At 71.9% G+C, this 11,989-nt stretch carries 9 protein-coding genes; 3 read left to right on the top strand and 6 right to left on the bottom strand.

Annotation, left to right across the window (positions count from 1 at the left end; genetic code table 11):
- Positions 1-427: 427 nt before the first annotated feature.
- The 3 genes from DKT68_RS21220 (at position 428) to DKT68_RS21230 (ending at position 6,799) form a co-directional block, all read left to right on the top strand.
- On the top strand, positions 428-2,245 hold the full coding sequence (locus tag DKT68_RS21220; protein WP_109819153.1) for a stealth family protein: 1,818 nt from the start codon (positions 428-430) through the stop codon (positions 2,243-2,245).
- 67 nt (positions 2,246-2,312) lie between these two features.
- On the top strand, positions 2,313-5,042 hold the full coding sequence (locus DKT68_RS21225; protein ID WP_161556690.1) for a bifunctional glycosyltransferase/CDP-glycerol:glycerophosphate glycerophosphotransferase: 2,730 nt from the start codon (positions 2,313-2,315) through the stop codon (positions 5,040-5,042).
- On the top strand, positions 5,039-6,799 hold the full coding sequence (locus DKT68_RS21230; RefSeq protein WP_201749131.1) for a stealth family protein: 1,761 nt from the start codon (positions 5,039-5,041) through the stop codon (positions 6,797-6,799). The genes DKT68_RS21225 and DKT68_RS21230 overlap by 4 nt, the downstream gene beginning before the upstream one ends.
- A 135-nt stretch (positions 6,800-6,934) precedes the next feature.
- On the opposite strand, the gene DKT68_RS21235 is transcribed toward DKT68_RS21230, so the two are convergent.
- The 6 genes from DKT68_RS21235 to DKT68_RS21260 all read right to left on the bottom strand — a co-directional run.
- The gene (locus DKT68_RS21235) at positions 6,935-7,585 is read right to left on the bottom strand and encodes a hypothetical protein (protein ID WP_109819155.1); all 651 of its coding nucleotides are present in this window, start codon (positions 7,583-7,585) and stop codon (positions 6,935-6,937) included.
- Positions 7,586-7,787: 202 nt separating this feature from the next.
- Positions 7,788-8,570, bottom strand: coding sequence for an anti-sigma factor family protein (locus tag DKT68_RS21240; RefSeq protein WP_109819156.1), 783 nt, complete (start codon positions 8,568-8,570; stop codon positions 7,788-7,790).
- Complete coding sequence (locus DKT68_RS21245; RefSeq protein ID WP_109819157.1) at positions 8,567-9,259, bottom strand: sigma-70 family RNA polymerase sigma factor; 693 nt, start codon at positions 9,257-9,259, stop codon at positions 8,567-8,569. The genes DKT68_RS21240 and DKT68_RS21245 overlap by 4 nt, the downstream gene beginning before the upstream one ends.
- A 126-nt stretch (positions 9,260-9,385) precedes the next feature.
- On the bottom strand, positions 9,386-10,243 hold the full coding sequence (locus DKT68_RS21250; protein ID WP_109819158.1) for a spermidine synthase: 858 nt from the start codon (positions 10,241-10,243) through the stop codon (positions 9,386-9,388).
- Between the two features lie 19 nt (positions 10,244-10,262).
- Positions 10,263-11,225, bottom strand: a complete 963-nt coding sequence (locus DKT68_RS21255) for a hypothetical protein (protein WP_109819159.1) — start codon at positions 11,223-11,225, stop codon at positions 10,263-10,265.
- A gap of 55 nt (positions 11,226-11,280) precedes the next feature.
- A partial coding sequence (locus DKT68_RS21260) for an SbcC/MukB-like Walker B domain-containing protein (RefSeq protein WP_269089866.1) occupies positions 11,281-11,989 on the bottom strand: 709 nt, incomplete at its 5' end.

Here is an 11,989-nt window from a genome sequence, read left to right on the forward strand (position 1 = left end):
CACGTTCAGCCGGCCGTCCCGGTGCCCGCATACCCGCTGAACGGCCAGGATTAGTCGGGCGAATTGCCATAAAGCATCTTTATGCCACGATCGCTTGTAGGTCCCGTCTCGATGGTGTGGTTTTTTGATGACCTGCAGGTGAATTCGCTGCCGGGGCCCACCTGCGACGGCCCCTCACTCCGGAACCCGGAGCGGGTGGCTGGCCCCCGAGGCGGGTGCGGGTTGCGGGTCGTGCGCTGCTGATCACGGCGTTCCTCCACCGCGCCGACTCGTCGCGCAGCACAACGGGGGAGCTGTGGAGAGGCGAGCGGTGATGGCTGCGTACGTGTTGGTCCGGTTTGAGCAGGTGGCGCCCGACGCCACGGTTTCGCAGCAGCGCTGAGGTGGCCGCGAACGACGCGGCCGTCCCGCCGCTACGGCCCCACGCATGATCGCCCTGCGTGTCTACCGCCTGCTGCCCCCGCCGGTACGCCGGACCCTGCTGGGCATGCTGCCCGCGCACCGCCGGATCGGGCTGGTGCGCACGTTCTCCCGGCGGCGTGGTGGCGACACGGTGCATCCGTTGGGCGCCCGGGTGCGGGTCTCCGACGGCGGCATCCGCACTCACGCCGAGGTGGTCGCCACAACCAGTCCGCTGGAGCAGTGGCACCGCAACCTCACCGCCGTCACCAGCGCCCTGGAGTCGGCCGGCATCGAGTACCACTGCATCCGCAACGACGACCACCTGCGCAGCACCGTCGCCGTCCTCGACGACCACCGGCCGGCGGTGCGACGCCTGATCCGCTCCGCTCCGGCGCTGTCGGGCGCCCACGTCCGCGTGGTGCAGGTCAAGCCCGGTCGGGACCAGCCGGACGCCGTCCCGACCGAGGTGTTCCAGGTCTGTTTCCCGGTGACCGACGCGCGGGCCGGTGTCGTCCTCGGCACCCGGTTCGCCTGCGAGATCGAGTTCTGGAGCCGGCACGGGGACGTGGTTCGCGCGCCCCGCCGCAACGGGGTCGTCGACGAGGCGCCCGCCGAGGCGCAGCCCGTCCGGGTCGCCGCGGCACTGATGAGCCACTTCGTGCCCGAGGCCGACGACCACTCCTACGGCACACGCCGCGACCTGGCCGTCCGGGCCCCCGACCGGGTGGGCTTCCCGATCGACGCCGTCTACACCTGGGTCGACGGGTCCGACCCGCAGTGGCTGAAGCGGAAGTCGATCGCGCTCGGCACCCCCGACGGCCCGCTGCACGCGATCGCCGCGAACTCCTCGCGCTACCACAACCGCGACGAGCTGCGGTACTCGATGCGGTCGCTGCACAGCTTCGCGCCCTGGCTGCGCCGTATCTTCCTGATCACCGACAGCCAGCTGCCGAGCTGGCTCGACCCGAGCCACCCGATGATCACGCTGGTCTCGCACACCGAACTCTTCGCCGACCTCGGCGGCCGGTCGTCGTACAACTCGCACGCCATCGAGTCCCGACTGCACCGCATCGACGGCCTGGCCGAACACTTCCTCTACCTCAACGACGACGTGTTCCTCGGCCGGCCGCTGCTGCCGACCCACTTCTTCCACGCCAACGGGATCGCGAAGTTCTTCCCCTCACCGGCGCAGTTCGGGCTGGGCGAGGCGAGGCCGGAGGACCCGCCGGTGAAGGCCGCCGGCAAGAACAACCGCCGGCACATCCAGCGGCAGTTCGGCGTGACCATCACGCAGAAGATGAAGCACACCCCGTTCGCGCTGCGACGAAGCATCATGCAGCAGATCGAGGGCAGGTTGCCGGCGGAGGTGACGGCCACCGCACGGCACCGTTTCCGACACCACGGCGACCTCGCCATCCCCTCGTCGCTGCACCAGTACTGGGCGTTCCTGACCGCGCAGGCCGTCCCCGGGGACATCGAGTACGAGTACGCCGACCTGGGCCACCCCTCGACCCCCGCCCGGCTGGCCGAGCTGCTGGCCCGCCGGCACCGTGACGTGTTCTGCCTCAACGACACCGACTCCGACCCCCGGTCGTTCCAGGAGCAGGAGGCGATGCTGGCCGACTTCCTGCCGCGCTACCTGCCCTTCCCCGCGCCGTTCGAGCTGCCGGACGACGTGGTGGCGGAGCGGCGCAAGGTGGGTGCCGGAGAGCTGTGGCGCCGGTCGTACCGCCCGATGGTGGACGGGCGACGCCCTGCCCCCATCGACGCGCCGACCATGCCGAACAGCCTGCTGAGAACGGTCAACGACTTCCCGGCCGCCCTGCTGCGACGCGACGAGTGAGCCCGCCGCAGCCCGAACAGCCGATGTGCCCCCGCGTTTTCCGTAACCCGTCCCAGTGGAGTCCAGCGTGGTAGACCCCGCCCCCCAGGTCACGATCATCGTCCCGGTGTACAACGTCGAGGACTACCTGCCCGAGACACTGGAGTCGATCGCGGCGCAGACCGTCTTCGCCCAGTGCCGCGTCATCCTGGTCGACGACGGCAGCACCGACGGCTCGGACCTCCTGGCCAAGCAGTTCGCCGCGGAGCACCCGAACGTGACCGCCCTGCAACAGGCCAACAGCGGGCCGGGGGCGGCCCGCAACCTGGCCCTCGACATGGCCGACACCCCGTACGTGGCCTTCGTCGACTCCGACGACCTGCTGCCGCCGCGCGCCATCGAGGTGCTGCTCAAGGCGATCGTGACGCACAAGGCGAGCATCGCCGTCGGCGACATGGACACCTTCCCGAAGCCGACCTCGTTCCTGTGGAAGAAGCCGTTCGGCAAGGGTGACCGGCTGCTGGAGACCGTGGTCGACGCACCGGAGCTGATCTTCGATGCCGGCCCGTGCCACAAGCTGTACGACCTCGCCCAGCTGCGACAGCACGGCCTGCGGTTCCGCGAGGGTGTCCACTTCGAGGACGCCTTCCTGGCCATCCCGATGCTGCTCAAGGCGGAGCGCATCGCCCTGGTCGACACGGTCGTCTACCAGTACCGCAAGCGTGCGGTCAGCACCTCCATCATGGACAACCTCTTCGTCCGGGAGCAGAACTTCTGGGACCATCTGGAGCTCTGCGAGACCCTGGCTGAGCTGCGGCCCGAGCTGGACGTGTTCCGGCGCGAGGTGCTGGAGCGGTTCCTGGTCCGCAGCTACCAGGGCTTCGCCATGCGGGCGCACGCCGTCTTCGAGGACGCCGACCTGTGGAAGATCTTCGAGAAGTGCACCCGGATCTATCACGACATCGATCCGTCCTTCATCGCACGCTGGACGATCGACACCCGGCACCGGGTGGCCTACCTGGCCATCAAGTCCTACGACTTCGAGCTGTTCGCCCGCCCGTGGGAACGGCTGCGGGGCGTGGTCGCCTGCGGCGGTGACCTGCACCTGGACTACCCGGTCACGCCGTCGATGCTGCCGCTGACCAAGGTGACCGCGGTCAGCGCCCGACTGGAGCAGGCTCGGCTGTCCGAGTCCGGTGACACCATCACGCTCTCCGGGCACATGGTGGTCAACGGGCTGCCGATGCGCAGCCCGATGCAAACCCCGATCGCGATGCGGGTGCGGGGCAGCCGGCTCACCGCGCCGGCCACCCCGCAGCGGCGGGCCGATCTCAAGGCGGGCGACGACAACCGGGAGTACGCCGGCTTCACCGCCGAACTACCCGTCGACAAGCTGCGCGGCGGCCAGCACAGCCTGCGGCTGGTGTTCCTCACCGAGACCGGCCAGGCGTCCCGGCAGTGCCTCGTCTCCGCCGCCTACCTGCGCGACGCCACCATGAAACTGGCCGGTGACACCCGGATCCTGCCTACCTTCACCGGTCGGGAGGACGCGGCGCTGCTGGTGCAGCGCAAGGGCGGTGTCGCCGGGCGGCGTCGCTGGGAGCGCACGATGCGGCGCAAGGACCTGCGGCACGTCGCCAGCCGGGCTCCGTTCTGGAAGGAGCGCCTGCTCCGCCTCGTCACCGCCCCGCTGATGGGTCGGCGGGACGTGTGGTTGATCGGGGAGCGCACCGACACCGCGCAGGACAACTCGTCGCACCTCTTCCGTCACCTGCGCCAGGTGGAGCGCAGGCGCGACGTCTACTACGTGTTGACCAAGGACAGCCCGGACCGGGGTCGGCTGCGCGGGCTGGGCAACGTCGTCACCTACGACTCGTTCCGGCACAAGTTCCTGATGCTGCACGCCAGCAAGCTGATCAACTCGTACGACATCGACGCCTACATGCTCCCGTCGAGCTGGGAGCGTTCGCCGTTCCTCAAGCACCTCAACTGGCGGATCGCCTTTTCCCGGGTCTTCCTCCAGCACGGCGTCACGGAGAAGGACGTCAGCGCCGGCCTGCACCGTGGTCGGGGCGCCTTCGACCTCTTCGTGGCCTCGTCGCACCGGGAGGCCGAGTACATCGCCGAGGACCTCGACTACGGCGACATGGTGGCGACCACCGGCATGCCACGCTTCGACGCGTTGGTGCCCGACCGAGGCAAGCGCCGGATCCTGTTCATGCCCACCTGGCGCACGTACCTGGTCACCCCGTCCTACAACAGGGCCGCCCGGCCGCAGGTCGCCTTCGACGGCTCGGCCTACCAGGTCTTCCTGGCCGAGCTGTTCAGCAGCGAACGACTGCGGCAGTCCCTGCGCGAGCACGGCTACGTGCTGGAGTTCTTGCCGCACTACGAGATGCGCTCGCTGCTGACCGACGTGGTACCGGCGGACGACTGCTTCGCCATGGCCGATCAGAGCGCCCGGACGGTCCAGGACGCGCTTCGCCAGTGCGATCTGTTCATCACCGACTACTCGTCCACGGCGTTCGACGTTGCATACCTCGGCACCCCGCTGATCTACGCCCAGTTCGACGCGGACGAGTTCTGGACCATCGGCGGCTACAAGAAGGGTTACTTCGAGCACCGCGAGGACGGGTTCGGCCCGGTCTGCGCGACCGCGGAGGAGACGGTCGACGCGATCATCCGGTACCTGGAGAACGGCTGCACCCGCGAGGAGGAGTACTCCCGCCGGGCGGCCGAGTTCTTCGTCGCACAGGACCGCGACAACTCCCAGCGGGTGGCCGCCGCCATCGCGGCGCTGCCGGGACCGCAGCGGTGACCGCGGCGAGGCCCGGCCCGGGGGAGCCGCCCCGGGCCCTGGCCGAACCCACCGGGCTGGTCGAGGTGTACCGCCGGGTGCTGAGCCCGCAGACCCGCCGCGCCATCGCCACGAAGGTCAGCCCCCGCGCCCGGCACCAGTTGAAGCAGTGGGTCGCGCGCGCCTCGCGCGACGGCCAACTGGCCGACCGCCGGGGGGAGCGGCTGGCCCGCCGCCAGCCGGAGCTGGTGGCCGGCGAGGACCGGGTGGTCGTCACGGCCGACCGGGGGCCCCGGGTGGCGAGGATCGGTGCCGCCGTCACGCCGCTGCGGGCCCGGCTGGACAACCTCGACGCGGTGACCGCGGCGCTCGACGAGGCCGGCGTACCCCACTTCCGGGTACGCGGCGAGTCGCACCGCTCGTCGGTGGTGGCCGTCGACGACGTGCACCGCGCCCGGGCGTACGCCGCCCTCGCCGCGGCCTGCGGCCGGGTTCCCGGCTACGTCTCGGTGCCGGACGGCCCCGGCCAGCCGGCGGCCGGGTTCGAGCCGAAGACCTGGGACCGTCTGGCGGACGCCCCGGTGCTCCGGCTCACCTGGTACTGGACGGACCCCCGGCGCCGGCTGGTGCTCGGGGAGACCTACGGCTGCGACGTCGAGTTCTGGACCCGCTCGGGCACCTCGCTCGTCGCGCCGCGACCCAACCCCGTCGCCGAACAGGTGGCGGCATCGGCGCCGGCGGTCCTCGTGCCCGAGTCGCGGTTCACCGCTCTGGCGCCGGCCACCGCCCCGGCCACCACGTGGACCCGTCCGGAGTTCGCGGCGCCCCGCCCGGACGACGTGCCGTTCCCGATCGACGTGGTCTACACCTGGGTCGACGGCGCCGACCCCGCCTGGCTGCGCCGCCGGGCCGAGGTGGCGGGTGTGCCGTACCACGCCGAGGCGGCGAGCGCGGCCCGGTTCCTCAGCCGCGACGAGCTGCGCTACTCGCTGCGGTCACTGCACCTGTTCGCGCCGTGGGTGCGCCACGTCTACCTGGTGACCGACGACCAGGTGCCGGCCTGGCTGGACCAGTCGGCGCCGGGGCTGCGGGTGGTCAGCCACCGGGAGATCTTCACCGACCCGACGGTGCTGCCCACCTACAACTCGCACGCCATCGAGAGCCAGCTGCACCACATCGACGGGCTCGCCGAGCACTTCCTGTACTTCAACGACGACGTCTTCCTCGGCACCGAGGCGCTACCCCAGGACTTCTTCCTGGCCAACGGCATCTCGCGGTTCTTCCCCTCGCCGGCGCTGGTGCCGCCGGGGCCGCCCAGCGCCGAGGACATCCCGTCGTCGGCTGCCGGGAAGAACAACCGGGCGTTGATCGCCGAGCGGTTCGGCACGGTGCTGACCCAGAAGATGAAGCACATGCCGCACGCGCTGCGCCGCAGCGTCCTCCAGGAGATCGAGCAGACCTTCCCGGAGCGGTTCCACCGGACCGCGGCCAGCCAGTTCCGCAGCATGGACGACCTGTCGGTCGCCTCGTCGCTGCACCACTACTACGCGTTCCACACGGGTCGGGCGGTGCCGGGGAACCTGCGTTACACGATCGCCGAGCTGTCCCACCCGGACACGCCCGCCCGGTTGGCCCACCTGCTGGCCCGCCGGGACCGGCAGGTGTTCTGCCTCAACGACGCGTTCTCCGTCGAGCAGGACCTCGCCGCCCAGCTGGCACTGCTCACCCCGTTCCTGGACACGTACTTCCCGGTGCCGAGCCCGTGGGAGCTGGCCTGACCGCAGACAGGCCGGTTCGCGCATGAGGGCGGGACGCCGGCACCACCGGTGTGCCGACGTCCCGCGTACGACGGTGGCCGGCCGCGCCCTCCCCGGCGGCGACCGACCACCGTGCTCTCGTGGTGGCGACCGGGCTCAGTAGGAGTAGCCCGAGCTGCCGGCGTCGTTCGACCCGCTGTCCGCCGGCGGGGCGACCGCCTTCGGCGTCGTCTTGGGCAGGCAGCTGAGGTTCTTCTTGCCGTCCGGCTGGACCACGAACCAGGTGCCACCGACGGCCTGGCCCTTCCACTGGCCGGGCTTCTTGTCGCCGATGTAGCGGTACACCGGCCATCCGCCGACGGTGAGCTGACGAGTGCCGTCCTGCCGGGTCACGCTGCCGACCTTGTCGTCGGAGACGCCGGTGAGCTGCGGGTTGCCGTCGGTCACGGCCGGCGGCCACACCTGCGCGCACTTGTCCACGCAGTTCGACGCGGGCGGGTCGGCGGTGTCCTTGTCGAAGCGGTACAGGATCCAGCCGTCCTGGTCGGTGACCACGCTGCCCATCCGGGCAACCTTCTTGCCGATCAACTGCTCGGTCAGGTCGACGTCCGCCGGCGGCGGCGCGTCGGCGGCCGCAGCCTCCGCGGATGCCGTGACCTCGGGTTCAGCCGCCGCGGTGGGCTCGGCCGCGGCGACGGCGACCGGCTCGGCCGCGCTCGGGTTCGCCCCGTCGTAACCCGCGGGAGCGCAGGCCGTTAGTGCGACCATCGCGCTCGCGACGATGACGGTCCGCTTCATCTGTGCCACGTGCCCTCCTCATTCTTGGCAGTTCTCCCATAGGTACGGGACGGAGGCTGTCAAGGATGAAGGAGTAACAGTGGTCAATTTCACGTAAATTGATTGAACCGATCGGGGCGGTGGCACGTGTGCCCCTACACGGACCGGTCCGGAAACAACACATCGGCGCCGGCCATTGTGACAATGGCCGGCGCCGATTCGGTACGCGAACCTACATGGGCACCGTGACCAGCGGACTGGCCACCCCGTTACCGTCCACCGACTGCACCTGGAGCTGCTTGATGTCGGCCACCGGCGCCGCCGTCGACGCGCTCAACTCGAGACCCTGCGGGCGGGTGTTCGTGCCATAGCCGCCATCCGGCACCGACCACGTCGAGATGACCTCGGTCGTCGCGTTCTTCCGCAGCACCACCAGTCGGCAGGTGCGCGGGCCGGGCAGCCTCTGCAGGCTGAAGTTGATGCGAGTGCCGTAGTCCTTGGTGACCAGGAACATCGTCGTCTGCACGCCCGTCGTCGGGTCGGTGGCGTCGACCTGGTCGCCCTCCTCCTCGTTGCCGCCCACCCCCGGGCCGCTCGGGGCCCCCGTCGGCGCACTCGTCGGCGGCTCGTTCCCCGGCGCGCTCAGCGTCGGCTCGGCGAGTACCGCTGGCGGTTCCTCGCCGGCCACACTCACGAAGCCGAACGCCGTCAGGCCACCGAAGACCACCACCGCCGCCGCCGTGGCGAGCAACTGGCGGAACCGGGTGCGTCGCCGGTCGCGGCGGACCGCGACCAGCGTCCGGTCCAGCAACGCCGGGTCGGTGGCCGTCTGCTCCAGCGCCATCATCGTCTCGCCGTCGATGTCGGAGAGGAGCCCGACCACCGGCACCATCGTCTCCAGCTCGGCCGCACAGGCCCAGCAGGTGGCGAGATGCTCCTCGAACCGCTCGGTGTCCTGCTCGTCGAGCACGCCCAGCGCGTACGCGGCGACGTCCATGTGATCTGGCCGGCTCATTCTGTCACCCCCCGCTCCTGCAGAGCCGTGCGAAGCGCGCGCAGCGCGTAGTAGACCCGCGACTTGGCGGTGCCCAGTGGAAGCCCCAACTCCTCGGCGGCCTCCGGCACCGTCCGCCCCCGGAAGTACGTCGAGATCAGGATCTCGCGGTGCGACTGACTGAGCGTACGCAGGGCGTCCGCCACCGTCATCGTGCGCAGCACCCGGTCGGTGCTGTCCGCCTCGGCGAACGCGGTCAGGTCCCGGTCGTACGTCTCCGGCGGCCGGGCCTGCTCGCTGCGGTGCTCGTCGATGGCGATGCGGCGGGCCACGGTGACCAGCCACGGCCGCAACGAGCCCTGTCCCTGCGCACCGAGGCGGTGCGCGTTGCGCCAGGCCCGCAGCAGCGTCTCCTGGACGATGTCCTCCGCGCGCTGCCGGTCCCCCCCGGTGAGCCGCATGACGAACATCAGCAACGGGCCGGCGTGCTCGGCGTAGAGCAGCCGGATCAACTGGTCGGAGTGGCTCGCCTCGGTTGACGTCGCCTGATGGCGCCCGGGCGCCGGTCGCGGCGTCACCGGACCATTCTGGCGAGAGGTCGCCCGTGCGTCGACCCCTCGGGCAGACGAGGTCGGCCGCGACGAGGACCGCGCGGACATCCAATCCGCGCGAATCGCGTCGCCATGCCAGCCGGCCGCCACCGCATGCATGCAGACCTCCGGGATGTCTGTTGACCAACGCCGCCCACCAGGCGGGCCGCCCGGTGGTACGCAGCGCCGCCCGGAACGGATCAACAAACCGCGAAAAAAGTTCTGAGCCGCCGGTCGGTGTGCCGGTCAGCGGCGGACCGAGAACAGGCCCGGCGGCGGCGGGTCGGAGCCGGTGGCGTCGGCGTCCCGGACCACCTGCGCGCCTCCGGCGAAGCGGTCCAGCTCGTCGTCGGCCACCACCCGCCCGGGGAACCAGTCGCCGGCCGCCCGCCGGCTCAACCCGGCCACCGGAGGCGCGGTCCGCCCGGCCACCAGCACCAGGTTGCCGTACCGGCGACCCCGCAACACGGCCGCGTCGCCCACGAGGCAGGCCCGGGGCAGCAGCGAGCGGACCGTGGCGACCTGCCCACGGGCGTGCCGCAGCGGCGGACCGTCGGCGAGGTTCGCCAGGTACCAGCCCGCCGGGCGGAGCACCCGGGCCGCCTCCGCCACGAACTCGACGGAGGTCAGGTGGGCCGGGGTGCGGGCGCCGGAGAAGACATCCGCGACCACGACGTCGTAGCTGGCGTCCCGGCTGGCGGCCAGCACCGCCCGGGCGTCCTCGACCCGGACCCGCAGCCGCGGGTCGGCCGGCCAGGGCAGCGCCCGGCGGACCAGCTCCACCAGCGCGCCGTCCACCTCGGACACCCGCTGCGTCGAGCCGGGTCGGGTGGCCGAGACGTACCGGGGGAGGGTCAACGCCCCGCCACCGAGATGCAGCACCCGCAGCGGCTCGCCGGCCGGTGCGATCAGGTCGATCGCGGCGGCCAGCCGCCGGACGTACTCGAACTCCAGGTGGGTCGGGTCGGTCAGGTCGACGTGCGACTGCGGGGCGCCGTCCAGCAGCAGCGTCCACGAGCCCGGCCGGTCCGGATCCGGCACCAGCTCCGCCTGCCCGGTGTCCACCTGCTCGACCACCCCGGCGCCCGCCCGCTTGCGTCCCATACCCGACCAGTATCCGCGCTCAGCGAGCCGCGCGGGCCGCAGCGGCGGTCAGCGCACGGTGCAGCAGCCGCGAGTCGCCGAGCAGGGCCCGCAGCCGGCGCTCCAGGCCGGCGATCGGGATCAGGTTCTGCGGCGCCCTCGGGTCCTTGTACGGGGTGGAGGCGAACCGGGGCAGGGTGACCAGCGACAGGTCGGCCAGCTCGATCGCCGCCTCCACCGGCAGGTCGGCCGAGCACTCCACCCGGACGATCCCCGCCCACGGCGCTCCGACGGCCACCGGCAGCCGCAGATACCACGACCAGCCGCCCCAGGCCGTGCCGAGCCGGAACACCGGCGAGCGCTCACGGGGCGCCAGACCGGTCACCACCGCGGTCAGCCGGGCGTCCAGGTACTGGCTGTGCTGGGTCTTGATGTAGCCGAGCGTGCGCGGCAGCTGCCGGCGGCTGCGCAGCGGACCGTCCACCACCAGCAGATCGTCGTCGACGCGGGCGGCGTCCGAGACCGCCACCTCCAGCGCGGTCAGCGGGCCCTGCACGGCGGCCGGCAGCTTGGCCAGCTCACCGGTGCCGCCCACCCGGTGCACCGGGTAGCGGATCGCCCCCGCCACCACGTCCTGCGCCGACGGGCTCGCCGTGAACAGCCCCCGGCCGACCCGGGTGCCGGCCAACTGCGCCGCACCCCGGCCCAGGTCACAGCGGACCACCCCCGCCGCGTACGAGGCGGCCAGCCCCGGAAAGGACCCGCCGTCGGACTCCGCCGTCCAGATGCTCGCGTCGATCCGGCGCACCCCGTCGACCAGCAGCACCACATCGGGTGCCCGCACGCCCGGCCGGACCCCGATCGCCCGCCAGTCCACGGTTGGCAGCTCCACGTCCGCGTCGACCTGGGCGCTGCTCGGGGCCGCCGGGCCGGCGGCGGACGCCTCGAACGACGCGCCGTACGCCGGATCCCACGAGTCGACGAAGAACGCGGCGTCGGTCACGCGACCACTCCCTCGGTCGCGACCGCGGGGCGCTGCAGCGCCGCGCTCCTCGTGCTCACCGGCCGGTCCGTTCCACCCGCGCCGAGCGGGCGTCCTTCCGCACCTCGAAACGGACCGGGATCCGCTCGGCCAGCGCCGACACGTGCGTCACCACGCCGACCATCCGGTCACCCCGGGCGGCCAGATTTTCCAGCGTGGCCGCCACCGTGTCCAGGGTGGCCGCGTCCAGCGTGCCGAAGCCCTCGTCCAGGACGATCGACTCCAGGCTGGCCGCCGTGGTCGACATCCCGGCCAGCTGCTCGGAGAGCGCCAGCGCCAACGCCAACGACGCCTGGAACGTCTCGCCGCCGGAGAGGGTGCGTACGCCCCGGCGCAGGCCGGCGTCGTGGTGGTCGACCACGAAGAACTCGCCCTTGTCGTGCACCAGCTCGTACTGCCCGCCGGACAGCTCCCGCAGGATCCCCGACGCGCCGTCGACCAGCAGGTCCAACGCCTCGGCCAGCAGCCACCGCTCGAAGTTGTTGGCCCGCAGGTGCCCGGCGAGCGCGCGCGCCACCTGCGCCTCGCGCTCGTGGGCGGCACGCTGCTCACGCAGCGTCCCGGCCTGCTCGCGACGGTCCCGCAGCCGGCGCCGGTCCGCCTCGGCCCGCTCCACCGCCACGGTCGCCGCGTGCACCGGGTCGTCCGCGACCGGCACGGCGGCGGCGGCGAAGATGCCCGCTATGCGGCGCTGCACCGCATCGGCCGCCGCCTCGGCGTCGGCC

Origin of the sequence: Micromonospora acroterricola, assembly GCF_003172955.1 — a bacterium.
GTDB lineage: Bacteria > Actinomycetota > Actinomycetes > Mycobacteriales > Micromonosporaceae > Micromonospora > Micromonospora acroterricola.

What these genes read in the sequence shown, in the direction of transcription:
- DKT68_RS21220 (WP_109819153.1), top strand. Translation starts at nt 428, where the DNA reads ATGATCGCCCTGCGTGTCTACCGCCTGCTGCCCCCGCCGGTACGCCGG.
- DKT68_RS21240 (WP_109819156.1), bottom strand. Translation starts at nt 8,570, where the DNA reads ATGAGCCGGCCAGATCACATGGACGTCGCCGCGTACGCGCTGGGCGTG.
- DKT68_RS21245 (WP_109819157.1), bottom strand. Translation starts at nt 9,259, where the DNA reads ATGCATGCGGTGGCGGCCGGCTGGCATGGCGACGCGATTCGCGCGGAT.
- DKT68_RS21250 (WP_109819158.1), bottom strand. Translation starts at nt 10,243, where the DNA reads ATGGGACGCAAGCGGGCGGGCGCCGGGGTGGTCGAGCAGGTGGACACC.